This is a genomic window from Clavibacter sp. GW821-FHT01D01 (genome assembly GCF_059422605.1).
In genome coordinates, this window is sequence record NZ_JBWKXC010000001.1 from 696,069 (window position 1) to 722,065 (window position 25,997).

Sequence of the window (25,997 nt, forward strand, 5' to 3'; positions counted from 1 at the left end):
CCGGCCTCAGCCCGCGACGGCCCCGTGCCGGTCCGCGAGGATCGCCACCCGCCGGCCGCCCACGCGCGTCGCGATGAGCGTCGCCGACGCGTCCCCCTTCAGCTGCAGCCGCGTGCGCAGCCGGGCCGGATCGACGTCGACGCCGCGCTTCTTGATCTCCAGCGTCCCGATGCCGCGTGCCCGCAGCTCCCGCCGCAGCCGCTGCTCGTCGAGCGGCAGCACCTCGCGCACGCGGAACCCGCGCGCGAACGGGGTCGCCTGCTCCCGGTCGGCCGTGATCCACGCGATGCCCTCGCCGACCATGCGGCCGTCGAGCGAGCGCGCGAGGTCGCCGATGAGCCGGGCGCGGATGACGGCGCCGTCCGGCTCGTACAGGTGCTCGCCCAGCTCGCCGAGCTCCGCGTCCGGGCTGTCGGCCGCGGACACGAGCTCCGACGACGACGCCCCGCTGATCACGAGCGCCGCCCGCCGCACGCCGTCGCGGCGCGTGGGCCCGAACCACAGCCCCATCTCCACGGCCTGCCCGTCGACGGAGACCCACTGCGCCTCCGCCTCGTCGGGGATGAGGTCGCGGTCGAGGCCGGGCCCGAGCTTGATGCCCGCGGGGCGCCCCGCCGCCAGCTCGAACGCCTGCGTGAGCGTCGGCGAGTATGCCGCGGGGTCCGAGATGCGCCGGGTGGAGGAGTGCCCGTCGGTGCGCCGCGCGGGGTCGAGGTAGACGCCGTCGACGTGGCCGGCGTCGAAGCCCTCGGCCGTGCCCTGCTCGACCTCCGCCTCGGGGAAGGGCGCGAGGTTCCAGCCGGCGACCGCGGCGGTCACCTCGTCGCGCTCGACGGCCGTGACGCGGATCCCGATGGCCGCCATGGCCATCGCGTCCCCGCCGATCCCGCAGCCGAGGTCGGCGACGTGCGCCACGCCCGCCTGCTGGAAGCGCCCGGCGTGCTGCGCGGCGACGGGCAGGCGGGTCGCCTGCTCGAGCCCGGCCTCCGTGAAGAGCATGCGTCCGGCGAACTCGCCGAACTTGGCGCGGGCGCGGGCGCGCAGCCGGGACTGCGTGAGGACGGCGCTCACCAGCGCGGGGGAGTGGCCCTCGCCGCGCAGCGCGGTGACGATCCGGACCGCGTCGTCGCCCGGCCGCGGCTCGGGCAGGCTGTCGAGCAGGCGGAGCCCCTCGAGGGAGAGCACCTCGCGGAGGTCGGTCTGGTCCATCCGCCCACCGTACCGAAGCGGCTCCCCACCGATTGGCACTCGCGTTGCACGAGTGCAAGCCCAGCCCGTAGAATCTCACCTGGCACTCTCCCCCGGGGATTGCCAATCAGTCTTGTCCCTTAGTCACGAAGGAAGAGGTCAACCGTGTCGGTCTCCATCAAGCCGCTCGAGGATCGCATCGTCATCCAGCAGGTCGAAGCCGAGCAGACCACAGCGTCTGGTCTGGTCATCCCCGACACCGCCAAGGAGAAGCCCCAGGAGGGCGAGGTCGTGGCCGTGGGCCCCGGCCGCATCGACGACAACGGCAACCGCGTCCCGCTCGACGTCGCCGTGGGCGACAAGGTCATCTACTCCAAGTACGGCGGAACCGAGGTCAAGTACGACGGCCAGGACCTCCTCGTCCTCTCCGCGCGCGACGTCCTCGCGGTCATCGAGCGCTGACGCTCGTCGTCTAGCGACACCGCACCACCCGGGAGCCCGGCCGACGCGTTCGGCCGGGCTCCCGTGCGTCCGGCGGCCGATCCGGCGGGCCGACGCCGGTCGCGGGGCTAGCCTCGGGAGGTGACGCACCCCGCCCCGGAGACCTCGACCCGCACCGGCCTCCTCGCCGCCGTCGGCGCCTACGGCCTGTGGGGGGTCCTGCCGGTCTTCTTCCTCCTCCTCGTGCCGGCGGGGGCCTTCGAGATCGTCGGCTGGCGCATCCTCTTCTCGCTCGTCGTCTGCGCCCTCGTCATCACGGTCGCGCGCCGCTGGTCGCACGTGGTCGCGATCGTGCGGCGCCCGCGGATCCTCCTGGGCCTCGGGCTCGCGGGGCACCTGATCCTCGTCAACTGGACCGTCTACGTGTACGGCACGCTCTCGGGCCACGTCGTCGAGACCGCGCTCGGCTACTTCATCAACCCGATCGTCACCGTGCTCCTCGGCGTCGTCCTCCTGCGGGAGCGCCTGCGTCCGCTGCAGTGGACGGCCGTCGGGCTGAGCGCCGTCGCGGTCGCCGTCATCGCGATCGGCTACGGGCAGCTCCCGTGGGTCTCCCTGGCGCTCGCCGGGTCCTTCGGCCTGTACGGCCTCGTCAAGAAGCGCGTGAGCGGCCAGGCGGACGCGCTCTCGGGCCTCGCGCTGGAGACCGCCTGGCTCGTGCCGGCCGCCACGACCATGCTCGTGATCACCGGCGCGGGGGCGGGCCTCACGATCGGCACCGTCTCGCTCGGGCACACGCTCCTCCTGGTGAGCACGGGCGTGGTCACCGCGGGTCCGCTCCTCCTGTTCGGCTTCGCGGCGGGTCGCCTGCCGCTGTCCGTGATCGGGCTCACGCAGTACCTCGCGCCCCTGCTGCAGTTCGCGTTCGGCGTCTTCGTGATGCACGAGGCGATGCCGCCGGAGCGCTGGGCGGGCTTCGCGATCGTCTGGGCGGCGCTCGTGCTGCTCACGATCGACATGCTCGGCACGGCGCGTCGCGCCGCATCGCCGTCCGCGCCCATCCGGAGGGATCCGGCGGTGGTCGAGGGCATCTGATTCGGATCCCGTCGCGCATTCCGCGAAAGGTAACGATCGGGTCGCGTTACACGCCGGAAATGCCGATGCATTGTGTCCGTCTCACGCGCGCCCTAGGGTCGCACCAGGCGAGGCGCGCATTCGCGTGCCTCATGCACCACATTCCCGAGCATCACCACACACATCCATAAGGAGCACCATGAGCGCATTCGGCAGGGCTTCGGCCTCCCGCTCACGATCCGCCCGCACCGCCCTCAGCGCCGTCACCATCGCGGTGGCCGGCGCGCTCGTCCTGGCCGGCTGCTCCGGCGGCAGCGGCGAGAGCGGCAGCGGAGGCACCACGGGCGACGGCGGCCTGGAACTCAAGATCGGCACGATCCTGCCCCAGACCGGTTCGCTGGCCGTCCTCGGCCCGCCCGAGTTCGCGGGCGTCCACCTCGCCGAGCAGGACATCAACGACGCCGCCGCCGGCATCACGGTCACCGTCACCGACAAGGACTCGGGCGACACCACCACCGACATCGCGAGCCAGTCGGCCACGTCGCTCATCGCGGACGGCAACAGCGCCATCCTCGGTGCCGCGTCCTCCGGCGTCTCGAAGACCTTCATCGACCAGGTCACGCAGGCCGGCGTCGTCCAGCTGTCGCCGGCGAACACCTCGCCCGACTTCACGACCTACGAGGACGACGGCTACTACTGGCGCACCGCCCCCTCGGACGTGCTCCAGGGCCGCATCCTCGGCAACAAGATCCTCCAGGACGGCAAGACGAACGTCTCCATCCTCTACATGAACGACGCGTACGGCACCGGCCTCCGCGAGAACATCAAGAAGACGCTCGAAGAGGGCGGCGCCACCATTGCCGCCGAGTCGGTGTTCGAGCCGTCCGCCACGGACTTCAACAGCGCCATCACGTCGGTGCTCGCCCCGAACCCCGACGCGCTCGTGGTCATCTCGTTCGACGAGATCAAGACGATCGCCGACCAGCTCGCGTCCAAGGGCTTCGACTTCGCGAACTTCTACGGCACGGACGGCAACTACGGCGTCATCAAGGAGACCGACACCAACGTCGACATCGCGGGCGCCCAGTTCACGAACCCGGGCGTCGAGGCCAAGGAGGACTTCCAGGGTCGTCTGCAGGACATGGTCAAGGCCGACGGCGACCCCGAGCTGACCGTCTTCAGCTACGCCGCCGAGTCCTACGACGGCACGACGCTGCTCGCCCTCGCCGCCCTCCAGGGTGGCGCGACCGACGGCGCGACGCTGAAGGACAACCTGCAGTCCGTCTCCGAGGGCGGCACCAAGTGCGAGTCGTTCGCCGACTGCGCGAAGCTCATCGCCGACGGGGAGGACATCGACTACGACGGCATCTCCGGCCCGATCACGTGGGACGAGAACGGCGACCCGACCGAGGCGTACGTCTCCGTCTACAAGTACGAGGAGGGCAACGTCCAGACCTTCTCCGAGCAGGTCTACGGCAAGCTCGACTAGCACCGCACCCCGCACGACGCACGAGCCCGAGGGCCCGGTCCGGAAGGACCGGGCCCTCCCGCGTGCCCGGCGCCTGCACGCAGCCCCAGCGGCCTCCGTGCACCGGCACGGGCGGACGCGCGGCACCGGCCGCACGCCTCGCAGCGGCGCCGGCGTGCGCGCGTCGGCGGGGACGCGTCGTGGCGCCATGACCGCACGGCCGGGACCGCTGCCTGCCGCCACGAGGGCCCTGCGGGAGCTGAGGATCACGGTGCCGCGCCGTCAGCTCGCCGTGGCCGCGTGCACGCGCTCGGGGACGTCGGGGCGCGGCCCTGACCGGCGCGGGCGATGCCGTGCCTGATCACGCACGCACGCACGCTCGCTCGCCCGTGCAGCTGCACGCACTCCGCCGCCCGCCGGCCGGGCGTCGCCGCCGGCCGCGCGCCGCGCACACGACGACGCGGCACCCCCGTGGGGATGCCGCGTCGGATGGTGCGAGGAGCGGGAGATCAGGGCTGCGGTGCCGCCTTGGCCTTCTCCTGGTCGGCGGCGAGCGTGCCGAGGTACAGCTCGATGACCTTCGGGTCGTTCATGAGCTCGCGCCCACGGCCCTCGTAGGCGTCCTTGCCCTGGTCGAGCACGTAGCCGCGGTCGCAGATCTGCAGGGCCCGGCGGGCGTTCTGCTCGACGATCATGACCGAGACGCCCGCGCGGTTGATCTGCGCGACGTTGATGAACGTCTCGTCCTGGCGGACGGGGGAGAGGCCCGCGCTCGGCTCGTCGAGGAGCAGCACCGTCGGGTCCATCATCAGCGCGCGCGACATGGCGACCATCTGCCGCTCGCCGCCGGAGAGGGACCCGGCGCGCTGCTTGAGGCGCTTGCCGAGCTCCGGGAACAGGTCGGTGACGAACGCCAGCCGCTCCTTGTACATCCTGGGCTTCTGGTACACGCCCATCTGCAGGTTCTCGTCGATGGTGAGGGTCGGGAACACGTTGTTGTTCTGCGGCACCATGCCGACGCCGCGGGACACGAGCTTGTCGGCCTTCAGCCCGGTGATGTCCTGGCCGTTCAGCTCGATGCTGCCGCCGCGCACGTTCACCTGGCCGAAGATCGCCTTCAGCAGCGTCGACTTGCCGGCGCCGTTCGGGCCGATGATGCCGACGAGCTCGCCCTTGTCGACGTGCACGTTGCACCCGTTGAGGATGTTCACCCCGGGCAGGTAGCCCGCGTGGAGGTCGGTGGTCTGGAGGACCCGCTCTGCCGTCACTTCTCTGCCGCTTCCTTCTCGATCTCTTCCTTGACGAGGTCGGACTCCATGTCCTTCGCCACCTCGCGCTGGCCGGTGAGCGTGCCGAGGTCGGTGTCGTGGTGCGCGCCGAGGTAGGCGTCGATGACGGCCGGGTCGCTCATCACCGTCGAGGGCGGACCCTCGGCGACGATGCGGCCCTCGGCCATCACGACGACCCAGTCGGCGATCTCGTTGACCATGTGCATGTCGTGCTCGACGAACAGCACGGTCATGCCCTCGGTCTTGAGGTCGAGGATGTGGTGGAGCAGCGACTGCGTCAGCGCCGGGTTGACGCCGGCCATGGGCTCGTCGAGCATGACGAGCTGCGGACGGGTCATGAGCGCGCGGGCCATCTCGAGCAGCTTCCGCTGTCCGCCGGAGAGGCTGGCCGCGTAGTCCTCCTCCTTGGCGTCGAGCTTGAACTTCCGGAGCAGCCCGCGGGCGCGCTCGGTGATCTCGTCCTCCTTCCGGCTCCACAGCGGGCGGATCAGCGCGGAGAAGAAGTTCTCGCCGCCCTGGCCGGTGGCACCGAGGCGCATGTTCTCCAGCACCGTCATGCCGCCGAGCGCCTTCGTGAGCTGGAACGTGCGGACCATCCCGAGGCGGGCGACGCGGAACGCGCTCATCCCGGCGAGGTTCCGGCCGGAGAACTCCCACTTGCCGGTGTTCGGCTTGTCGAAGCCGGTCAGCAGGTTGAAGAAGGTCGTCTTGCCCGCGCCGTTCGGGCCGATGAGGGCCGTGATGGAGCCGCGCGGGATCTCGAGGTGGTCGACGTCGACCGCCTTCAGGCCGCCGAACTGCCGGCTGACGCCGTGCGCGACGATGATGGGGTCCTTCTTGGCGCAGCCCGGACCGGCATCGCCGTCGAGGATGGCCGAGACCGGGGTCTTGTCAGGCAAAGTGCGTCTCCTTCTTCTTCCCGAAGATGCCCTGTGGTCGGAAGATCACGAGCAGCATGAGCGCGACGCCCACGATGATGAAGCGGATCGGGCCCTGCTGGGTGCTCGAGATGGGCAGCCAGTCGTTCGTGACCGCGAGGCTGAGCAGGCCGTCGGACAGCGACAGCGTGACCCAGAAGATGATCGAGCCGATGACGGGGCCGAAGATCGTCGCGGCACCGCCCAGCAGCATGATCGTGTACAGGAAGAACGTGAGCTGCGTGCCGTAGTTGTCGGGCTGCAGCGACCTCGGGAGGATGAAGACCACGCCCGCGAGCCCGCCGAACACGCCGCCGAGCACGAGCGCCTGCATCTTGTAGGAGTACACGTTCTTGCCGAGCGCGCGGACCGCGTCCTCGTCCTCGCGCACGCCCTTCAGCACGCGGCCCCAGGGGCTGCGCATGAGGAGGAAGACCAGGAGGCAGGCGATGCCGACGAGGCCCCAGCCCACGATGCGGATCCACCACTGGTCGGCGGAGTAGGTGAGGACGCCCGCGCCGAACCGGCCCTCGGGCAGCGGGTTGAGGTCGTTGAACCCCGCGGCCGCGCCGTTGATGCCCTCGGAGCCGCCGGTGACGCTCGAGAACTCGGGCGTCTTGACGCTGAGCCGGATGATCTCCGCCGCGGCGATGGTCACGATGCTCAGGTAGTCCGCCCGCAGCCGGAGCGTCGGGATCCCGAGGATCAGCGCGAAGACGGTGGACGCGACGATCGCCGCCAGCAGGGACGCCCAGACGGGCCAGTCGTACATGACCGCCGTGATGGCGAACGCGTACCCGCCGATGGCCATGAAGCCGGCCTGGCCGAAGTTGAGCAGGCCCGTGAAGCCGAAGTGGATCACGAGGCCGACGGTCGCGAGCGCGTACGCCGCGGTGGTCGGCGAGAAGATCTCGCCGATCGCCAGGAAGATGAAGTTGGTGTTCATGCGCGGCTAACCGATCCGATCTTTCCGGCCCAGGATGCCCTGGGGCCTGACGAGCAGGATGACGATCATGACCACGAGAGCGGCCACGTACTTCATGTTCTCGGGCAGGACCATGGTGCTGACGTTGATGAAGACGCCGATCACGATCGAGCCGATGAGGGCGCCGAACGCCGTCCCCAGGCCGCCGAGGACGACGGCGGAGAAGACGAGCAGCAGGATCGAGGCGCCCGTGTCCCAGCGCAGCGACTGGTAGTAGGCGATGAAGACGCCGGACAGCGCCGCGAGGGCCGCGCCGCCGACCCAGACCACGCGGATGACCCGCTCCACGTCGATGCCGGACGCGGCCGCGAGCGAGCGGTTGTCGGAGACGGCGCGGGTGGCCTTGCCGATCTTCGTGTAGAGCAGCACGTACGCGACGGCGAGCAGCAGCACGATGGAGACCACCGCTCCGGCGACGTCCGTGAACTTGAGGCTCACCGGCCCGACGACGAGGAACGGCGCGGGGCTGTTCGGCAGCGTCAGGCGGTCGGCGCCGAAGATGAACTGGAAGAGGTAGCGCAGCGCGAGCGACAGGCCGATGGTGACGATCATCAGCGGCACGAGGCCGAGGTTCCGCCGCCGGAGCGGCTTCCAGATCGCGGCGTCCTGCGTGTAGCCGAACGCCCCGCCGAGGACCACCGTGATGAGGATCGCGAGCACCGGGTTGAGTCCCAGCACGTTGCTGAAGAGGTAGGCCATCAGGGCCCCGAAGGTCACCAGCTCGCCGTGCGCGAAGTTGTTGAGGCCGGTCGTGCCGTAGATGAGGGAGAGGCCGATGGCGGCGAGGGCGAGGAGGAGGCCGAAGATGAGGCCCGTCACCACCTTGGGCCAGAAGATCTTCCAGAAGTTGTTGCCCGACACGGGCTCGGCGGTGCCCGAGACGGCGCCGGTCTCGGTGTCCGGGGCGGCCGTCTCGCCGCCGGTGGACGTGCCCGCGTCGGTGCTCGGCGTGGGGCTCGGGCCCGCCGCCGCGCCGCCGTCGGGGGAGAGGAAGAAGAAGGCCGGCACGTTCTTGTTGCCCGCGGCGACGTCGATCTCGCGGGGGCTCGAGCCCGCGCGGGGGATGCCCGCGCCCTCGGGGACCGTGGACTCGTCGACCTCGACGGTGAACGATCCGGGGGCGGACAGCCCGACCTCCGCCTTGCCCTCCGCGTCGGTCGTGCCGGTGGCGTCGACGCCGCCGCCCGACACCGTGACGGTGACGCCGGCGATGCCGGTCTTGTCGGCGTCCGCCCGGACCCACACGAGCAGGGACTGCTCGGCGGATGCCGGGTCGACGGCCTGGGGCGCCGCGCGGGGATCAGCGTGAGCACCCGCCGGGGCCGTGAGGACGAGTGCGGCGCAGGCGAACGCCACCGCGAGAATCAGGGCCCACATGCGCTGCGCGCGTGCTCCGGCCGAACCAGTGGCTATCACTAGACCTCCATAGGGGGAGCCGTGGGATGGGCACATCCGCACAGGCACCGCGACTACCGTCAGGACGACGTTGGTTGACAGTACGTGCTGATTATGTCCTGGATGTTTCGCGTCCACGGCGCGCGGCGGCGTGATAGCGCGGGAATAGCGCGGGAGCACGACCGTTAACATCGACACACCGGTTGCCGACGCGGTCCCCCGGGTGCATCGTCCGCCTCTCACCCCCCTGGAGGGAACTTGGATCAGTCCGACCCGTTCGGCGTCATCGGCCTCACCTACGACGACGTCATGCTCCTCCCGGGGCACACCGACGTCATCCCCAGCGAGGCGGACACCACGTCCCGCCTCACCCGCAACATCAGCGTCGCGGCTCCCCTCCTCTCCTCGGCGATGGACACCGTCACCGAGGCGCGCATGGCCATCGCGATGGCCCGGCAGGGCGGTCTGGGCGTGATCCACCGCAACCTCTCCATCGAGGACCAGGCGGCCTTCGTCGACAAGGTCAAGCGCAGCGAGTCGGGCATGATCACGAACCCGGTCACGACGCGGCCCGACGCCACCGTCGCCGAGGTGGACGCGCTCTGCGGCCAGTTCCGCGTCTCGGGCCTCCCCGTCGTCGAGTCCGACGGCACCCTCGTCGGCATCATCACCAACCGGGACATGCGCTTCGTCTCGCCCGTCCAGGCGGCGACGACGCTCGTGCGCGACGTCATGACCCGCACCCCGCTCATCACGGGCGGGGTCGGCATCGATCCCGACCACGCGATCGCGATCTTCGCGGAGCACAAGATCGAGAAGCTCCCCCTGGTGGACGACGCCGGCAAGCTCCGCGGCCTCATCACGGTCAAGGACTTCGACAAGTCCGAGCAGTACCCGGACGCGACCAAGGACGCCGAGGGGCGCCTCCGCGTCGGGGCGGCCATCGGCTTCTTCGGCGACGCCTGGCAGCGCGCGCTCGCCCTCGTGGAGGCGGGCGTCGACGTGCTCGTGGTGGACACCGCGAACGGCGACAGCAAGGGCGTGCTCGACATCATCCGCCGGCTGAAGTCCGACCCGGCGACGTCGCACGTCGACGTCATCGGCGGCAACGTCGCGACCCGGTCGGGCGCCCAGGCGCTCATCGACGCGGGCGCGGACGCCATCAAGGTCGGCGTCGGCCCCGGGTCCATCTGCACCACGCGCGTGGTCGCGGGCGTGGGCGTGCCCCAGGTCACCGCCGTCTACGAGGCGTCGCTCGCCGCGCGCGCCGCCGGCATCCCGGTCATCGCGGACGGCGGCCTGCAGTACTCGGGCGACATCGCGAAGGCGCTCGTCGCCGGTGCCGACACCGTCATGCTCGGCAGCCTCCTCGCAGGCTGCGACGAGAGCCCGGGCGACCTCATGTTCGTCGGCGGCAAGCAGTTCAAGAGCTATCGGGGGATGGGCTCGCTCGGCGCGCTCCAGACCCGCGGCTCGAAGACCTCCTACTCGAAGGACCGCTACTTCCAGTCGGACGTGCCGAGCGACGACAAGCTCATCCCCGAGGGCATCGAGGGCCAGGTGCCCTACCGCGGATCGCTCGCGAACATGGTGTACCAGCTCACGGGCGGCCTCCGGCAGTCCATGTTCTACGTCGGGGCGCGCACGGTCGGCGAGCTCAAGGACCGCGGGCGCTTCGTGCGCATCACGGCGGCCGGGCTGAAGGAGTCGCACCCGCACGACGTGCAGATGGTCGTCGAGGCGCCCAACTACCGGCGCTGATGCGCGGGGCCGCGCGTCACGCGCGGTGAGGACGAGGGGCCGACGCGGACAGCGCCGGCCCCTCGCGCGTCGTCGGCGGTCGTCGCCGGGTCGACCTCGGGATGCGGGGCGCCCTCCCTCACAGGGGTGCGTGGTGACCGACGGCTCGCGGGCCGCGCCGGCGAGCGTCCGGCGAGCGCCGGGCACGGCACAGTGCGGTCATGCCGCCCGACTCCCCGCAGATGCCCGTGCCCGACGTCCTCGGGGCGGGGGTGCTGGGGCCTCCCGACGTGGTCCTGATCCTGTCCGGCGCGGAGTCCGCCGGTGAGGCGTCCGACTGCGGCGCGGACGCGGTGCACGAGCGTGCCGACCCCGTGACGGTCGCACGTGCCGAGGCGCGGGGGGAGCTCGTGCGGCTGCGCGCCGGGGTGCACGTCGAGAGGAGCGGGTGGGAGGCCGTGTCGGGTCGGGAGCGGCACCTCCTGCGCATCCGGGCGCTCGTCAGCGCGTCCACGCCGCCCGTCGTGCTCGGCGGCGCCTCGGCCGCCGCCGTGCACGGACTCCCGCGCATGACGCCGTGGCCGCGGCTCGTGACGCTCCTCGACGTGCCGGGGCACGCACCCTCGCGCCGCGCGGGCACGCGCACCGTCCGCGACCCGTCCGGCGGGCGATCCTCGCTCGTCGGCGTCGGCGTCGGCGTCGGCGTCGGCGGAGGCGGAGCCGGAGCGGGGGTGCTGCTGCCCGGGCTCGCGGCGACGGCGCTCGCCGCGTCGCACGAGGCGGCGATGGCGGCCGTTCGCGACGCCGCGCCGCGCGGGCCGGGCTGGTTCGCGCACGGCCTGGTCGCGCTCGACGACGCGCTCGGGGCGAGCAGGCCGTCGCCGATCACCCGCGCGGACCTCGAGGCGGAGCGGGCGCTGCGCGGCCCCGGTCCCTGGAGCCGACGGTCCGCGCTCCTGATCTCGGCCGCGGAGGGCGGCGCGGTCGGCCCGGCGGAGTCCGTCGCGCGCGGCATCGCCGCCGAGGCCGGGATGGCGCGCCCCGAGGTCGGCGTGCGGGTCGAGGGACATGGACGCGTCGCCCTGACCTGGCCGGGAGACCGCGTCGGGCTGCGGATCGCGCCGCCCGCGCCGCCGCCGTCGTCCTCGTCGAGGCCGACGCGGTACGGCGGGCCGTCCGACCCCGGGCTGTCGGCGGATGGCGCGCGGTGGCGCATGGTCGACGTCACGGAGCGGGACGTGCTGGGCCCCGGGCGGCTCCGCGCGCTCCTCGTGCACGCGGGCCTCGAGCCCGTGCGACCGGCCGGCCCCGCCTCCGGCCGCGCACGGAGCGCCTCCGGCGTCGGCTGGCCGTCCAGCGGCCCGCCGCTAGGCTGTGCGGGTGAGTGATGTAGAGATCGGCCGCGCCAAGCGGGCCCGCCGGGTGTTCGCGTTCGACGACATCGCCATCGTCCCGTCGAGGCGCACGCGCGACCCGCAGGACGTCTCGGTCGCCTGGTCGATCGACGCCTACCAGTTCGAGATCCCGTTCCTCGCGGCGCCCATGGACTCCGTGGTCTCCCCGGCCACGGCCATCGCCATGGGCCGCCTCGGCGGGGTCGGCGTCCTCGACCTCGAGGGGCTGTGGACGCGCTACGAGCACCCCGAGCGTCTGCTCGAGGAGATCCGCTCGCTGCCGCCGGAGTCCGCGACGCGGCGCATGCAGCAGATCTACTCCGAGCCCATCAAGCCCGAGCTCATCACGGCGCGCATCGCCGAGATCCGTGCGGCCGGCGTCGTGGTCGCCGCGGCCCTCTCGCCCCAGCGCACCGCCGACCACTACGAGACCGTCGTCGCCGCCGGCATCGACCTCTTCGTCATCCGCGGCACGACCGTGTCCGCGGAGCACGTCTCGAAGGCCGCGGCCCCGCTCAACCTCAAGGAGTTCATCTACGAGCTCGACGTGCCCGTCATCGTCGGCGGCGCGGCCACGTACACGGCGGCCCTGCACCTCATGCGCACCGGCGCGGCCGGCGTCCTCGTCGGCTTCGGCGGGGGAGCGGCGTCCACGACGCGCTCCACGCTCGGCATCCACGCGCCCATGGCCACGGCCCTCTCCGACGTCGCCGGCGCCCGCCGCGACTACATGGACGAGTCCGGGGGCCGCTACGTGCACGTCATCGCCGACGGCGGTCTCGGCAGCTCGGGCGACATCGTCAAGGCCATCGCGGTCGGCGCCGACGCGGTCATGCTCGGCTCGACCCTCGCCCGCGCGACCGACGCGCCCGGCCAGGGCTTCCATTGGGGCGCCGAGGCGCACCACGCGGAGCTGCCGCGCGGGCACCGCGTCCGCGTCGACCAGGTCGGCCCGCTCGAGCAGATCCTCTACGGCCCGTCCACCACCGCCGACGGCAGCGCAAACCTGGTCGGCGCCCTGCGTCGCGCCATGGCCACCACCGGCTACTCCGACCTCAAGGAGTTCCAGCGCGTCGAGGTCGTCGTCGCGCCGTACGGCAAGTAGTCCACGCCGGCCGCCCGGCCGGTCCGCGCCGCATGCGCGGTCCGGGAACATGCGGGGCGCGGCCCGCGTTGTGAAGGTCAGGAAGAGGGAGGTGCGCGCATGGCGGAGGTCCGTCGCGTCAAGCTGCCGGGTGTCGGCGTGCTGCACACCTTCATCACCGACGACGGGGGCAAGGTCGGCGTCATCGCCCACCGCTCGGGCCACAGCGACCTGATCACCTTCTCCGAGGAGCAGGACGGTCCCGACACGCAGAAGGTGTCGCTGCGCCTCAGCGAGGACGAGGCCCACACGCTCGCGGAGCTGCTGGGCGGGACCCGCATCACCGAGTCGATCGACAAGCTCGACCAGATCCCGGGGCTCAGCATCGACTGGTTCACGGTCGACTACGACGACCACATCGCCGGGCAGGCGCTCGGCAACCTCGCCTCCCGCGGCGTCGTCGGCCTCACGGTCGTGGCCGTCGTGCGCGGCGACTCGGCGAACCCGGCCCCCGCCGACGACTTCACCGTCTACCCGGGCGACACGCTCGTGGTCGCCGGCTCGCCCGAGAAGGTGGCCAAGGCCTTCGCGTTCTACCGGACGGGCGAGTTCCCGCACCGTCCCGCATCCGGCTCCGCGCCGGACGGAGGGTAGCGGGTGCACCACGGCCACGACCTCATCGTCCTCGGCCTGCTGTTCGTCCTCGCGTACGCCTTCGGCCAGCTCGGCAAGCGCATCGGCCTGCCCGCGATCCCCATCTACATGCTCGTGGGGCTCCTCGCGAGCCCGAGCGTCCACTGGTTCCCCCTCGACTTCGCCTCGGGGGACATCGAGCTGATCGCCGTCTTCGGCCTGATCCTGCTCCTGTTCAACCTCGGGCTGGAGTTCGACCAGGACGAGTTCTTCGGCAACGCCGGGAAGCTCATCGTCTCCGGCGGCTCCTACGTGCTCATCAACATGGGCGTGGGCTTCGCGTTCGGGTTCGCGCTCGGCTGGGGGACCCGCGAGGCGCTCATCATCGCCGGCATGACGGCGACCTCCTCGAGCGCCATCGTCACCAAGCTGCTCATCGAGCTCAACCGCCTCGCCAACGACGAGACCCCCATGATCCTCGGGGTCACCGTGGTCGAGGACATCTTCATCGCCGTCTACCTCGCCATCGTGTCCGTCGTGCTCAGCGGCCAGACCGAGCCGTGGGCGGTGGTCGGGCAGCTCGCGGTGTCGTTCGCGTTCCTCGTCGTGATGTTCACGGTCGCGCGGAAGGGCGGCGCGTTCCTGTCCCGCTTCCTGCGCACGCGCGACGTCGAGCTGTTCACGGTGCTGTTCTTCGGGCTCGCCATCCTGTTCGGCGGCATCGGCGAGGTCCTCGGGGTGACCGACGCGATCGGCGCCTTCCTCATCGGCCTCGTGCTCGGCGCGACCCGCATGCGCAACCGCATCGAGCAGATCGCCATCCCGTTGCGCGACGTCTTCGGCGCGTTCTTCTTCCTCAACTTCGGCCTGGCGCTCGATCCCGGCGAGTTCCCGACCGTGGTCGTGCCGGTCCTGGTGGCCGTGGTGATGACCTTCGTGCTCAACCTCATCGCCGGGCAGTTCGTCGCGTGGCTGAACGGCCACGGGGCGCAGGCCGGCATCAACACGGCGTTCATCCTGCAGAACCGGGGCGAGTTCGCGCTCATCCTCGCGACCCTGTCGCTCTCGGCGGGGCTCGACGAGCGCATCCAGCCGTTCGCCGGCCTGTACGTGCTCGTCATGGCGATCATGGGCCCGCTCCTCGCCGCCAACTCGGTGCGCATCGGCACGGCCGTGCTCCCCACCCGCTACCGGTCCGCGACCCGGCGCGCCGCGGAGAAGGCCGAGCGCGACGCGGAGCGCGCCGGGGCGCTCGCGCTGTTCGAGGCCGCCGAGCGCGGCGACGCCCCCGCCGCCGCGACGTCCGCGTACGACGACGGGCTCGCGGTCGCCGGATCCCGTCCCGGCGCACCGGGACGCGGCACGACGCCGGGTACCGGACCCGAGGCGGAGGGCGCGCGCGGTGCCACGGGGTCCGCGGGCCCGGCCTCGGACGACGGGGAGGCGGACGCGCATCCTGCGCCCGACCGACGCCGCGCCGAGCAGGCCGGACAGCAGTCCGACCACGACACCTGGACACCGCCCACCCGCGAACGGGAACCCGACTACTGATGACGCACGCACCCGACCACCGCATCCCCGCCTCCGACCGGCCGGCCTCCGGATCCGCTGGCTCCGGCGGACTTGGCGGCCCCGCATCCGAGGCTCCCGGTCCCACCGTCGGCCAGGTCGCCCGGCGCCCCCGCTCGGTGGCGCTCCTGGCGCTCGCCCTGGTCATCGCCGCCGGCTTCGCCGCCCTCGGCCAGTGGCAGCTGGCTCGCGCGGTCGAGTCCGGCGTCGTCATCGAGCGCGACACGGAGACGGCGCTCCCGCTCGGGACCCTCGTCGAGCCGCAGGGCTACGTCACGGACCGGTCCGCGGGCCACATGGTCACGGTGTCCGGCACCCTCGTCCCCGGCGACCTCGTCGTCGTCGCCGACCGCCGGAACGGCGACCGCACCGGTGCCTGGGTCGTGGGGCACCTCGCCATCACGGACGCCGGCGTCCCCGCGGATCCCGACTCCGACGCCCTGCCGGACAGCGTTCCCGTGGCGCTCGGCTGGGCCGCGACGGACGAGGAGGCCGCGCGCGTGGCCGCCGCCATGGACGCGGGCGACGGGACGCCCACCGGGGTCGTCGAGGTCGTCGGCCGCTTCCTGCCCAGCGAGCAGCCGGAGCCGCCGGGCTCGGGCCAGGACCCCGAGCGCATGACGCGGCTCAGCACCGCGGCGCTCGTGAACCTCTGGCCGGGCGATGTCGGCGCCGTCTACAACGGGTTCATCGTCGCCTCCGCGCCCGTCGCGGGTCTCGAGGCCATCGACTCCCCGCCGCCGAGCGAGGCGGTGCAGCTCAACTGGCTCAACATCTTCTACGCGGCGGAGTGGGCGGTCTTCGCGATCTTCGCGATCGTCATCTGGTATCGCACCGTCCGCGACACGTGGGCGCGGGAGCAGCCCGGCTACCGCGAGGACGAGGACGAGGACGAGGAGGACGACGACGCGTCCCCCGGCGACGACCTCGACGCCCCCGTCGGGTCCGCCCTCCCGGGGGCCGCCCGCCCCGGGGGCCGCGCAGACGCCGACCGGTAGGATCGCCCCATGGCCTACGGACTCAAGCGCTCCGACGTCCCGCAGATCCGGAGGGTCCTCGCCTTCTACCGCGTCATGGCGTTCATCACCGGCGCGTTCCTCCTGCTCCTCGTCGTGGAGATGGGCTTCAAGTACCTGCCCGGCTTCCAGTTCGTGGACGGCTCGCTGCAGTACCTCGCGGGCGCGGGCTACGAGCTGGAGCTGAACGGACCGTCCGGCTTCCTGGCGCTGTCGCCCGCCGACACGCTCACGGGCACCAACCTGAGCCTCATCATCCAGATCGTCCACGGCAACATCTACGTGGTCTACCTCATCAGCGACTTCCTGCTGTGGCAGAGGATGCGCTGGTCGTTCACGCGCTTCATCCTCATCGCGGCGGGCGGCGTCGTGCCGTTCCTCTCCTTCGTGGTGGAGGCGCGCATCGCCCGCCAGGTGCGGGAGACCATCGCGAGGCTCGAGGCGCCCCGCCGCGCGGCCCCGACCGGCGGCGCCGACGATCCCGATCCCCGACCCATCGACCCGACCACCACCACGGAGGCCACCACTTGAGCGTCGACAACCCCACGAACCAGCGCCCCGTCCTCGTCGTCGACTTCGGCGCCCAGTACGCGCAGCTGATCGCCCGCCGCGTCCGCGAGGCCAACGTGTACTCGGAGATCGTGCCGTCCACGATCACCGCGGAGGAGATCCGCGCGAAGGACCCCTCGGGCATCGTGCTGAGCGGCGGCCCGTCCAGCGTCTACGAGGAGGGGTCGCCCGGCCTCGACGAGGGCATCCTCGAACTCGGGGTCCCGGTGCTCGGCATCTGCTACGGCTTCCAGGTGATGGCCCGCGCGCTCGGCGGCGAGGTGGCGCACACCGGCCAGCGCGAGTACGGATCCACCGCGGTCACGCTCACGCCCGGAAGCACCCTCCTCGACGGCCAGCCCGACGACCAGACCGTGTGGATGAGCCACGGCGACTCGGTGTCGAAGGCCCCCGAGGGCTTCGAGGTCCTCGCATCCAGCGCCTCGACGCCCGTCGCCGCCTTCGCGAGCGACGAGCGCCGCCTGTACGGCGTGCAGTGGCACCCCGAGGTCAAGCACAGCGCGCACGGCCAGGCCGTGCTCGAGAACTTCCTGCACCGCGCCGCGGGCATCCCCGGCGACTGGAACAGCGGCAACGTCATCGCCGAGCAGGTCGAGCGCATCCGCGCCCAGGTCGGCGACGCCCGCGTCATCTGCGGCCTCTCCGGCGGCGTCGACTCGGCCGTGGCCGCGGCGATCGTGCACCGCGCGGTCGGCGACCAGCTCACCTGCGTGTTCGTCGACCACGGCCTCCTCCGCCAGGACGAGCGCCGCCAGGTCGAGGAGGACTACGTGGCCGCCACGGGCGTCCGCCTCGTCACCGTCGACGCGGCCGAGCAGTTCCTCGACGGCCTCGCAGGCGTCACGGACCCCGAGGCGAAGCGCAAGATCATCGGCCGCGAGTTCATCCGGTCGTTCGAGGGCGCCGCGGAGGCGCTCGTGCTCGAGGCGAAGGCCGACGGCGAGCCGATCCGCTTCCTCGTGCAGGGCACGCTGTACCCGGACGTCGTGGAGTCCGGCGGCGGCACGGGCACCGCGAACATCAAGAGCCACCACAACGTCGGCGGGCTCCCCGAGGACCTCAAGTTCGAGCTCGTCGAGCCGCTCCGCACGCTGTTCAAGGACGAGGTGCGCGCCATCGGCCGTGAGCTCGGCCTCCCCGAGGTCATCGTGGGACGCCAGCCGTTCCCCGGCCCCGGCCTCGGCATCCGCATCGTCGGCGAGGTCACGGCCGAGCGCCTCGAGCTGCTCCGCAAGGCCGACGCCATCGCGCGGGCCGAGCTCAGCGCGGCCGGCCTCGACCAGGAGATCTGGCAGTGCCCGGTCGTGCTCCTCGCGGACGTCCGCTCCGTCGGCGTGCAGGGCGACGGCCGTACGTACGGCCACCCCATCGTGCTGCGCCCCGTCTCCAGCGAGGACGCCATGACCGCGGACTGGACCCGCCTGCCGTACGACGTGCTGGCGCGCATCTCCAACCGCATCACGAACGAGGTCGACGGCGTGAACCGCGTCGTGCTCGACGTCACGTCGAAGCCGCCGGGCACCATCGAGTGGGAGTGATCCTCCCGCTCCGGCCCTGACGCCGGCGCTGGACGACGAAGGCCGCTCCCCGAGGGGAGCGGCCTTCGTCGTTCTGCCGGTCCGCGGTGCTGCGCCGCGGACCGGCGGTGGTGCTAGTTGTTGCCGCGCAGGATGGCGAACAGGCGGAGCAGCTCGACGTACAGCCACACGATGGTGACGACGAGGCCGAAGGCCGCGGTCCACCCGTACCGGCGGGGAGCGCCCGAGCGGACGCCGCGCTGGATGAAGTCGAAGTCGAGGACCAGCGAGTACGAGGCCAGGAGCACGACGAAGATGCCGAGGATCACGCCGAGCGGGATGCCGAACACCGTCTCGCTGCGGAGGCCGAACGGGCTGTCCAGGACGCCGAACGCCGTGAGGGCGAAGTTGACGACCGAGAAGAGCAGGTAGCCGACCATGGCGACCATGAAGATCTTCGTGGCCTTCTTGGAGGCGCGGATCTTGCCGCTGCGGAAGAGCAGCAGGACCGTCGCGAAGACGGCCGCCGTGCCGAGGACCGCCTGCGTCGCGACACCCGGATAGATGTTGTCGAAGACGCGGGAGATGCCACCCACGAAGAGTCCCTCGAACGCCGCGTAGGCGACGATGAGCGGGACCGACGGCTCCTTCTTGAAGGAGTTGACGAGGCCGAGGACGAGACCGCCGATGGCGCCGAGCATGGCGAGGGGGAGCGCGAGCGGACCCGAGATCCATGCGACGGCGCCGAGCACCACGACGATGGCGAGCAGGCTGACCGTCTTCACGGTCGTGTCCTCGAAGGTCATCCGGTCGGTCTGGACCGAGGTCGCCGAGGGGCGGTTGTAGAGCTCGTCGAGGCTCTCCGGGGTCACCTCCCTCGTCGGCTGCGCACCCCGGCCGTTGAAGACCGGGTTGTTGGAGAACGTGGGGTTGGCCATGGTCCTTCTACTCTCAGTGGTGGATGAACGTGATTGCCGACGAATTTAGCCGACCAGCCTGGGAAACCACTCGCGCGGCCTCCGCATTTCCTCGGATGGGCACGCGCTCTCCGTCCACCTGGCGCCTGTAGCGTCCCCCGCGTGGATCACGCCCGTCGCCCCCGTCCCCTCGTCATCGCCCATCGCGGCGCCAGCGGCCACCGTCCGGAGCACTCGGCCGCGGCCGTGCGGCTCGGCTTCGCCCAGGGGGCGGACGCCGTCGAGCCGGACCTCGTGGCGTCGTCCGACGGGGTGCTCGTCATCCGGCACGAGAACGAGCTGTCGGGCACGACCGACGTCGCCGACCGCCCGGAGCTCGCGGACCGGCGGACGACGCGCCTCGTCGACGGCGTCGAGCGCACCGGCTGGTTCACCGAGGACATGACGTGGGCCGAGATCCGCACGCTCCGCTGCCGGGAGCGGATCCCCGCGGTGCGCCCGGCCAGCGCGGCCCACGACGACGAGGAGACCGTGCTGTCGCTGCCGGACCTGCTGCGGATCATCGACCAGGAGTCCGCGCGCCACGGCCGCCCGCTCGGCATGGTCGCGGAGATCAAGCACGCCACGCACTTCCAGGCGCTCGGCCTGCCGCTCGACGAGCTGCTCGCCCGCGACCTCGGCGCGCACGGCTGGGCGGAGGACGCGTCCCGGCTCACGGTCGAGGCCTTCGAGCGCGACGTGCTGCTGCGCGTCCGCGCGCGCGGCGTCGCCGCACGGCTCGTCTACCTGCTCGAGGGGCGCGGCCGACCCGCGGACGAGGTCGCCCGGGTCGGCGACCGCGCGGTCACCTTCGACGAGCAGCTGACCGACGCGGGGCTGGCCGCGCTCGCCGCGGAGGTCGACGGGATCAGCGTCGGCATGGAGCGCATCGTGGCCGCTGCCGCGTTCGGTGCGGCATCCGCGGCGGCATCCGCGGGGGCATCCGCCGGGGCGGGGGCGGCGGCTCGGGGGACGAACGTGACGACACCCGTGACGGCACCGGGGGTGCAGGTGGCCGGCGTGGTCGGTGGCGGCGACCCCGGCGTCGCACCCGTCTCCGACCTCGTCGAGCGCGCGCACCGAGCGGGTCTTTCGGTCCTCACGTGGACGCTGCGGCCGGAGAACGCGTTCCTGCCCCGGCCGCTCCGGAGCGCCGGGCCGCGTTCGGCGCACGGCGACCACCGCACCCACTGGGGGCGGCTCCTGGACGCGGGGGTCGACGGCGTCTTCGCCGACCACCCGGACCTCGCGGTGCGCCTGGTCGCGGAGCTGGCGGCCGCGGCGGGGCGCTGACGCGGGACCGGGCCCGGCCGGGCGTCGGGGGCAGCGCCTAGGATCGAAGCCGACATGAGTGCCGACCCCGCCGCCCTTCGCCCCTCCAGCACGCCGATCATCCTGGACGGCCGTGCGGGCGCCGACGGCGGAGCGGGCGCCCCCGCGGATCCGCTCCTCGAGGGCCTCAACCCCGAGCAGCGCGAGGCCGTCGTCTACCGCGGTCCGGCGCTCCTCATCGTCGCCGGCGCCGGTTCCGGCAAGACGCGCGTGCTCACGCACCGCATCGCGAGCCTCATCGAATCCCGGGAGGCGTGGCCGAGCCAGATCCTCGCCATCACCTTCACGAACAAGGCCGCCGCCGAGATGCGCGAGCGCGTCGAGTCGCTGCTCGGCCAGGCCTCCGAGGGCATGTGGATCTCGACGTTCCACTCCGCGTGCGTGCGCATCCTGCGGCGCGAGGCGGAGGCCTTCGGCTTCACCCAGAACTTCACGATCTACGACTCGGCCGACTCGCGGGTGCTCATCAAGCGGGTCATCAAGCAGCTCGACGCGGACACGCTGGGCTTCACGGTCTCGTCCGTCTCGGGTCGCATCTCGAAGCTCAAGAACGAGCTGTCGGACGCGGACACGTTCGCGCGGACGGCGAACTTCCAGGATCCGGCCGAGGCCATGTTCGTGGAGATCTTCCGCCAGTACACGCGCTCCCTCGCCGCGGCGAACGCGTTCGACTTCGACGACCTCATCGGCCAGACCGTCTTCCTCTTCCGTGCGTTCCCGAAGGTCGCGGCGCTGTACCAGCGCCGCTTCCGTCACGTCCTGGTGGACGAGTACCAGGACACGAACCACGCGCAGTACTCGCTCATCCGGGAGCTGACGCGCGCGGTGTCGCCGGACGACGTCCCCGTCGACACCCGCATGTCCACCAACGGCATGGGCGGCATCGACGGCGCGTCGCTCACCGTGGTGGGCGACAGCGACCAGTCCATCTACGCGTTCCGCGGCGCCGACATCCGCAACATCACGGAGTTCGAGCGCGACTTCCCGCAGTCGAAGGTCGTGCTCCTCGAGCAGAACTACCGGTCCACGCAGAACATCCTCACCGCGGCCAACGCCGTCATCTCGAACAACTTCGACCGCAAGGACAAGAAGCTCTGGACCTCCATCGGCGATGGCGACAGGATCGTGGGCTTCACGGGGTACTCGGGGCACGACGAGGCGCAGTTCGTCGCCGACGAGATCCAGAAGCTGCACGAGGAGGGCACCGCCTACTCGGAGATCGCCGTCTTCTACCGCACGAACGCGCAGACGCGCGCCCTCGAGGAGATCCTCATCCGCTCGGCGGTGCCCTACCGGATCATGGGCGGCACCAAGTTCTACGAGCGCGCCGAGATCAAGGACGCCATGGCGTACCTCATCGCGGTCGCCAACCCGGCCGACGTGCTGGCGCTCCGGCGCATCCTCAACACCCCCAAGCGCGGCATCGGGCCCGCCACGGAGACCGCGCTGGCGAACTTCGCCGAGGCGCACGGGGTGACCTTCCGCGAGTCCATGCGCCGGGCGTCGGAGCTCGGGCTGGGGCCCAAGGTGACCCAGGCCATCCTCACGCTCTCCCGGATGCTCGACGAGGTCGCCCTGCTGCTCGACCCCGACCGGCCGGAGGGCCGCACGACCGTCGGCGACCTCGTCACGACCCTCCTCGACCGGAGCGGCCTGGTGCAGGCGCTCCGCGCGAGCCGAGACGCGCAGGACGAGGCGCGCGCGGAGAACGTGGAGGAGCTCGTCGCGGTGACGAAGGAGTTCTCGCGGAACAACCCCGAGGGCCAGCTCGTCGACTTCCTCACCGAGGTGTCGCTGGTCGCCGCCGCCGACGAGCTCGACGACTCGAGCGGCACCGTGTCGCTCATGACGCTGCACACCGCGAAGGGCCTCGAGTACGACTCGGTGTTCCTCACGGGCGTGGAGGAGGACCTGCTCCCGCACCGCATGTCGGCCAACGAGCCGGGCGGTCCCGCGGAGGAGCGTCGGCTGTTCTACGTGGGCATCACGCGCGCACGCCGACGCCTCTTCATCTCGCTGGCGATGACCCGGGCCCAGTTCGGCGAGGTCAACGTCGCCATGCCGAGCCGGTACCTGCAGGAGATCCCGGCGGAGCTCATCGACTGGAAGCAGTCCCCGGGCATGGCCACCTCCCGGGGCGGCACCCAGCCCCGTGCCCTGAACGCCCGACGGGAAGGCGGGGGATACGGGGGCCGCTCCCGATCCTCGAGCGGCTTCGAGGATCCCGCCCTGCCGCCTCCGCCGCGACCCAAGACCCAGTGGGCGAACACCGTCACCGGGCAGGTGCGCGACAACGGCGACCTCGAGCTCGCCTTCGGCGACCGGATCCGCCACACCGACTTCGGGGACGGCCGCGTGACGGGCGTCACCGGCGAGGGCCGGAAGCGCATCGCGGAGGTGCAGTTCGACGGACCCGCCGGCCGGAAGCGGCTCCTCATCAAGATCGCGCCCATAGAGAAGCTCTGACGCGCGGGCGCGCCCGGCGGGCCCGGCGGGCGCTGACGCCCGCCGCCCCCAGGACGCCGAGGGCGGCGGCGGCGATCGCCAGCGTCCCCGGGCCCGCATGCGCCGATGCTCCCGGCCACGGCACGTCGATGCCGGGAGCGCCGCCCGTCATGGCCAGCTCGAGCCGCGGCGGGACGTCCGACCCGGTCGGCGGCGGTCCCGCGTGGAAGGTCTCGGTCACGTGGGCGACGTGATCCGCGAACGGCGCGATCGCCGCCCCGTCCGCGTCCCCGGAGGGTCGGCCGACGCTGTCGAGCACGGCCACGTACCACCCCGGTGAGGCGACGCTCATGCACGGCGTGGTCACCTCCCCCTCGCCCGTGAGCTCGACCTCGGACGAGGACCCGTCCGCTGCGGGGCCGGCGGACAGGTCGACGGCCTCGCCCTCGGCCGGCGCGGCCGCGAACGGGCCGGCGAGGCGCACCCGCACCGGCACGGCGCCGACCCCGACGAACGAGGACGTGCGCAGCGTGTCGGTCTGGCATCCGCCGGTCGTGATCTCGCGCTCGCCGATGGTCGTCGTGATGGTCGGGGGCTGCGGGACCTGCGTGGTCTCCGTCGCCGCGCCGAACGTCGATCGCCAGGGCAGCACCCGATCGCGCCCGCGGTCCGCCGGGGTGTCCGCCGGCGAGATGGAGTCGACCCAGGTGTAGAAGCCCCCGGCGGGGAGTCGGCAGGCGGGCGAGGCGTAGTCGCCGGCGCCGCGGTCCACCAGGGTGAGGACCTCGCAGACCTGCGGCGCGCGCTCGGGAGCGGCGTCGCGCTCCGGTCCGACCTGCTCGGGGAACGGGCCGAGGAGCCGGCTGCGCACGGTGACGGGTATCGGGGACAGCCCTCCGTCGGAGGCGCGGACGAGCCCCCAGCCGCCGGCCGTCGCGGGACGGTCGCCGTCCGCGGGTGCGGCGGGATCCGCGGACACGCGCAGCGCATCCGTCAGCTCGTCGCCTGCGGCCGCGACCGGCAGCGAGGTGCGCGTGACGACCCGGGGTGCGAAGGGGAGGGGGCTCGGTGCTCGGGCCTCCGCCCGCGCATCGGCCCGCGCATCGGACGGACGCGCCAGGATCATCCCCTGCGACGCGCCGCCGTCGCCGACGACGTCGAGGGCGTCCCCGTACGGCAGGGACGCGAAGGCCGCGCTCGCCGCGACCTGCACGGACGGTCCCGACCCGGTCGCCCGGATCGGCACCGCCGTGCCGTTCGGGAGAGCCGCGCTCGCCGTCCCGTCGTCGAAGACGGCGCCGTCGAGGGAGACGGTCGCGGTCTCGGAGCCGGTCGGGACGTCGGTCGGCCCGCCGGCGATGAGGTCGGCGCGCAGGTCGACGCGGACGCTGCCGCGCCCGTCGTCCCCGAGCACGACGGCCGCGGACGCCGCCACCGAGCGCGAGGCCCCGGATGCCGCCTCGGCGAGCATTTCCCGGGCGCGCGACTCGACGGAGGCGGCGCGATCGCCGGCGCGGGCCGCGTACCAGGAGAGGTCGTGACCACCGAGGCCGGTGATGCTCCACGTGGCGAGCTGCCCGGCCGCGGCGGTGTCGGGATCCTCGGACCCGGCCCACCGGCGGGAGATGTAGGCGAGCCGCGCGCGGTCCTCGGGAGACCGGCCCGCGTCGTCGGACGGGGCGTACTCGTGTCCGGGCGGGGCGGCGAGCCCGACGTCGATGCAGAATCCGAGCCGGCCGTCGTCCAGGCGGTAGGACCCCAGCCATCGGCCGTCGTGGCGGGAGTCGTACCCGACGCCGTGGGAGACGGCGCTCAGCGCGTGCGCGGCGGGGACGGCGCCTGCCGCGAGCCCCAGCCCGAGCGCGAGGCCGATGCCGACGAGGACCGATGCTCCCCGGGTGGTGCGGCGGGCTGCGGGCGGGCGGTCGAGGCGGGCGCCCGGCGAGGCGGAGAGGCGGGGATGCGAGGGGTGGGGTGTCATGCCCGCACGATGGGGGGCGCCGGGCGGTCCGCCTGTCGGGCGAGCCGGCGGAGGGGACGGCCTGCGCCCGGCCGCGCCTGTGCAGGGGCGGCCGCGGCGGCCGTCAGCCGAGGTCGCGTCGGCGGTACCGGTACGAGATCACCGATCGCGGAGCCTCGCGGACGATGCGCGGCAGCACCCGGTAGACGGCGAGGAGGCACCCGAGCCGGCGGTCGAACCGGCGCTCGAGCCGGGCATCCCACCGCAGGCCGAAGCCGGGCCGGAGGCGGGGCGGGAGCAGCCCGGCGGTGAGGAGGGCGACGAGCGGCATCACGGAGCGGACGGCGGGCGATCCGACGCGCCCGCTGAGCAGGGTCCGCGCGACGCGCCGCGCGTCCGCCGTCGGCTCCAGGGCCGCGATGCGGACATCCCAGTACGCGCGGAAGGCCGCGCGGTCCGCCGGCCAGAGCCCCGCCGGCACCTGCAGGGCGGTGCCGAGCACCGCGTACTCCCGGTAGAGCCGGTCGGCGGCCTCCTCGGGGAGCGGTCCGAAGCACCGCTCGAACATGGTGATCGCGGAGTCGTAGAGCGTCGCGGCCACCCAGAGCTGCAGGTCGGGGTCGTACGCGCTGTACGCGGGTGCCGAGCCGTCCGCCGCGGCGTGCGGCGACCGCACGGCCCCGTGCGCCCGGCCGACGATGCGCCGAGCTCGCGCGACCTCGGCGGGGGAGCCGAAGACGACGGCGTAGACGTAGCCGAGGGTCCCCTCGAGGCGGTCGAGGGGGCGCGCGGCGAAGTCGCTGTGCTCCGCGACGCCGCGGGCGACCGACGGGTCGGCGATCTGCAGCAGGATCGCCCGTCCTCCCGCCGCGAGGAGGATCCCCTCCCCGGCCAGGTCGCGGATGGACCCCTCCCGTCGTCGTGCGGGATGCGCGCTCGGCCTCATCCGACCAGTCTCCCTCCCCGGACGCGGAACCCCGCCCCGTGCACGGGCCCCCGCGCTCCCGGGCTCGCCGACCCCGGA

Annotated in this window: 21 protein-coding genes; 13 read left to right on the forward strand and 8 right to left on the reverse strand. The window is 72.6% G+C overall.

The window, feature by feature from the left end:
• Positions 1–6 precede the first annotated feature (6 nt).
• Positions 7–1,209 carry a class I SAM-dependent methyltransferase gene (locus AC07VC_RS03575; protein WP_494674424.1) on the reverse strand — a complete coding sequence of 401 codons (1,203 nt, stop codon included), beginning with the start codon at positions 1,207–1,209 and terminating at the stop codon, positions 7–9.
• 144 nt (positions 1,210–1,353) lie between these two features.
• On the opposite strand from AC07VC_RS03575, the gene groES reads away from it, so the two are divergent.
• The 3 genes from groES to AC07VC_RS03590 all read left to right on the forward strand — a co-directional run bounded on the left by groES (position 1,354) and on the right by AC07VC_RS03590 (position 4,192).
• The gene (gene groES, locus AC07VC_RS03580) at positions 1,354–1,650 is read left to right on the forward strand and encodes a co-chaperone GroES (protein ID WP_012039257.1); all 297 of its coding nucleotides are present in this window, start codon (positions 1,354–1,356) and stop codon (positions 1,648–1,650) included.
• 120 nt (positions 1,651–1,770) lie between these two features.
• Positions 1,771–2,724 (forward strand): EamA family transporter RarD, encoded by a 954-nt coding sequence (gene rarD / locus AC07VC_RS03585; protein ID WP_494674423.1) that lies wholly within the window; start codon positions 1,771–1,773, stop codon positions 2,722–2,724.
• Positions 2,725–2,902: 178 nt separating this feature from the next.
• Complete coding sequence (locus tag AC07VC_RS03590) at positions 2,903–4,192, forward strand: ABC transporter substrate-binding protein (RefSeq protein WP_494674422.1); 1,290 nt, start codon at positions 2,903–2,905, stop codon at positions 4,190–4,192.
• Between the two features lie 488 nt (positions 4,193–4,680).
• Here the strand turns inward: AC07VC_RS03590 and AC07VC_RS03595 are convergent, their stop codons facing one another.
• From AC07VC_RS03595 to AC07VC_RS03610, 4 genes are read right to left on the reverse strand one after another with little or no spacing between them, the layout of a single operon-like run.
• On the reverse strand, positions 4,681–5,439 hold the full coding sequence (locus AC07VC_RS03595) for an ABC transporter ATP-binding protein (RefSeq protein ID WP_094116562.1): 759 nt from the start codon (positions 5,437–5,439) through the stop codon (positions 4,681–4,683).
• The gene (locus AC07VC_RS03600) at positions 5,436–6,359 is read right to left on the reverse strand and encodes an ABC transporter ATP-binding protein (protein ID WP_094116561.1); all 924 of its coding nucleotides are present in this window, start codon (positions 6,357–6,359) and stop codon (positions 5,436–5,438) included. The genes AC07VC_RS03595 and AC07VC_RS03600 overlap by 4 nt, the downstream gene beginning before the upstream one ends.
• Positions 6,352–7,323: a branched-chain amino acid ABC transporter permease gene (locus AC07VC_RS03605; protein ID WP_104289944.1), complete on the reverse strand. Its 972-nt coding sequence runs from the start codon at positions 7,321–7,323 to the stop codon at positions 6,352–6,354. Before AC07VC_RS03605 ends, AC07VC_RS03600 begins: the two co-directional genes overlap by 8 nt.
• A 6-nt stretch (positions 7,324–7,329) precedes the next feature.
• Positions 7,330–8,739 (reverse strand): ABC transporter permease subunit, encoded by a 1,410-nt coding sequence (locus tag AC07VC_RS03610; RefSeq protein WP_494674421.1) that lies wholly within the window; start codon positions 8,737–8,739, stop codon positions 7,330–7,332.
• Between the two features lie 276 nt (positions 8,740–9,015).
• Here AC07VC_RS03610 and guaB point away from each other — a divergent pair, with 276 nt between their 5' ends.
• The 8 genes from guaB to guaA all read left to right on the forward strand — a co-directional run bounded on the left by guaB (position 9,016) and on the right by guaA (position 18,301).
• On the forward strand, positions 9,016–10,518 hold the full coding sequence (guaB, locus tag AC07VC_RS03615) for an IMP dehydrogenase (protein WP_317229011.1): 1,503 nt from the start codon (positions 9,016–9,018) through the stop codon (positions 10,516–10,518).
• Positions 10,519–10,718: 200 nt separating this feature from the next.
• Positions 10,719–11,885 (forward strand): hypothetical protein, encoded by a 1,167-nt coding sequence (locus AC07VC_RS03620; protein WP_494674420.1) that lies wholly within the window; start codon positions 10,719–10,721, stop codon positions 11,883–11,885.
• On the forward strand, positions 11,878–12,996 hold the full coding sequence (locus AC07VC_RS03625) for a GuaB3 family IMP dehydrogenase-related protein (RefSeq protein WP_094117055.1): 1,119 nt from the start codon (positions 11,878–11,880) through the stop codon (positions 12,994–12,996). The genes AC07VC_RS03620 and AC07VC_RS03625 overlap by 8 nt, the downstream gene beginning before the upstream one ends.
• Positions 12,997–13,095: 99 nt before the next feature.
• A complete protein-coding gene (locus AC07VC_RS03630; protein WP_094116559.1) occupies positions 13,096–13,629 on the forward strand; it encodes a cation:proton antiporter regulatory subunit in 534 nt (177 codons plus the stop codon).
• Between the two features lie 3 nt (positions 13,630–13,632).
• A complete protein-coding gene (locus tag AC07VC_RS03635; RefSeq protein WP_494674419.1) occupies positions 13,633–15,159 on the forward strand; it encodes a cation:proton antiporter in 1,527 nt (508 codons plus the stop codon).
• A complete protein-coding gene (locus tag AC07VC_RS03640; RefSeq protein WP_494674418.1) occupies positions 15,159–16,175 on the forward strand; it encodes an SURF1 family cytochrome oxidase biogenesis protein in 1,017 nt (338 codons plus the stop codon). The genes AC07VC_RS03635 and AC07VC_RS03640 overlap by 1 nt, the downstream gene beginning before the upstream one ends.
• 9 nt (positions 16,176–16,184) lie before the next feature.
• On the forward strand, positions 16,185–16,724 hold the full coding sequence (locus AC07VC_RS03645; RefSeq protein WP_494674417.1) for a DUF3817 domain-containing protein: 540 nt from the start codon (positions 16,185–16,187) through the stop codon (positions 16,722–16,724).
• Entirely contained in the window at positions 16,721–18,301 is a 1,581-nt protein-coding gene (gene guaA / locus AC07VC_RS03650) for a glutamine-hydrolyzing GMP synthase (protein ID WP_494674416.1), read from the forward strand. Before AC07VC_RS03645 ends, guaA begins: the two co-directional genes overlap by 4 nt.
• Before the next feature lie 113 nt (positions 18,302–18,414).
• Here guaA and AC07VC_RS03655 read toward each other — a convergent pair whose 3' ends face one another.
• The gene (locus AC07VC_RS03655) at positions 18,415–19,218 is read right to left on the reverse strand and encodes a Bax inhibitor-1/YccA family protein (protein ID WP_104343693.1); all 804 of its coding nucleotides are present in this window, start codon (positions 19,216–19,218) and stop codon (positions 18,415–18,417) included.
• A 141-nt stretch (positions 19,219–19,359) separates the two neighbouring features.
• Between AC07VC_RS03655 and AC07VC_RS03660 the strand changes: the two genes are divergently transcribed.
• Both AC07VC_RS03660 and AC07VC_RS03665 read left to right on the forward strand, forming a co-directional pair.
• On the forward strand, positions 19,360–20,529 hold the full coding sequence (locus tag AC07VC_RS03660) for a glycerophosphodiester phosphodiesterase family protein (RefSeq protein ID WP_494674415.1): 1,170 nt from the start codon (positions 19,360–19,362) through the stop codon (positions 20,527–20,529).
• Between the two features lie 54 nt (positions 20,530–20,583).
• Positions 20,584–23,034, forward strand: a complete 2,451-nt coding sequence (locus AC07VC_RS03665; protein WP_494674414.1) for an ATP-dependent helicase — start codon at positions 20,584–20,586, stop codon at positions 23,032–23,034.
• On the opposite strand, the gene AC07VC_RS03670 is transcribed toward AC07VC_RS03665, so the two are convergent.
• Both AC07VC_RS03670 and AC07VC_RS03675 read right to left on the reverse strand, forming a co-directional pair.
• Entirely contained in the window at positions 23,006–24,994 is a 1,989-nt protein-coding gene (locus AC07VC_RS03670) for a hypothetical protein (RefSeq protein WP_494674413.1), read from the reverse strand. The genes AC07VC_RS03665 and AC07VC_RS03670 overlap by 29 nt on opposite strands.
• A 103-nt stretch (positions 24,995–25,097) precedes the next feature.
• Positions 25,098–25,919, reverse strand: coding sequence for an oxygenase MpaB family protein (locus AC07VC_RS03675; RefSeq protein ID WP_494674412.1), 822 nt, complete (start codon positions 25,917–25,919; stop codon positions 25,098–25,100).
• Positions 25,920–25,997: the final 78 nt, after the last annotated feature.

Excerpts from the sequence above, each read along its gene's own strand:
- AC07VC_RS03575 (WP_494674424.1), bottom strand. The coding sequence starts at position 1,209 with ATGGACCAGACCGACCTCCGCGAGGTGCTCTCCCTCGAGGGGCTCCGC.
- AC07VC_RS03590 (WP_494674422.1), top strand. The coding sequence starts at position 2,903 with ATGAGCGCATTCGGCAGGGCTTCGGCCTCCCGCTCACGATCCGCCCGC.
- AC07VC_RS03605 (WP_104289944.1), bottom strand. The coding sequence starts at position 7,323 with ATGAACACCAACTTCATCTTCCTGGCGATCGGCGAGATCTTCTCGCCG.
- AC07VC_RS03610 (WP_494674421.1), bottom strand. The coding sequence starts at position 8,739 with ATGTGGGCCCTGATTCTCGCGGTGGCGTTCGCCTGCGCCGCACTCGTC.
- AC07VC_RS03620 (WP_494674420.1), top strand. The coding sequence starts at position 10,719 with ATGCCGCCCGACTCCCCGCAGATGCCCGTGCCCGACGTCCTCGGGGCG.
- AC07VC_RS03630 (WP_094116559.1), top strand. The coding sequence starts at position 13,096 with ATGGCGGAGGTCCGTCGCGTCAAGCTGCCGGGTGTCGGCGTGCTGCAC.
- AC07VC_RS03640 (WP_494674418.1), top strand. The coding sequence starts at position 15,159 with ATGACGCACGCACCCGACCACCGCATCCCCGCCTCCGACCGGCCGGCC.
- AC07VC_RS03645 (WP_494674417.1), top strand. The coding sequence starts at position 16,185 with ATGGCCTACGGACTCAAGCGCTCCGACGTCCCGCAGATCCGGAGGGTC.
- AC07VC_RS03655 (WP_104343693.1), bottom strand. The coding sequence starts at position 19,218 with ATGGCCAACCCCACGTTCTCCAACAACCCGGTCTTCAACGGCCGGGGT.
- AC07VC_RS03665 (WP_494674414.1), top strand. The coding sequence starts at position 20,584 with ATGAGTGCCGACCCCGCCGCCCTTCGCCCCTCCAGCACGCCGATCATC.
- AC07VC_RS03670 (WP_494674413.1), bottom strand. The coding sequence starts at position 24,994 with ATGACACCCCACCCCTCGCATCCCCGCCTCTCCGCCTCGCCGGGCGCC.
- AC07VC_RS03675 (WP_494674412.1), bottom strand. The coding sequence starts at position 25,919 with ATGAGGCCGAGCGCGCATCCCGCACGACGACGGGAGGGGTCCATCCGC.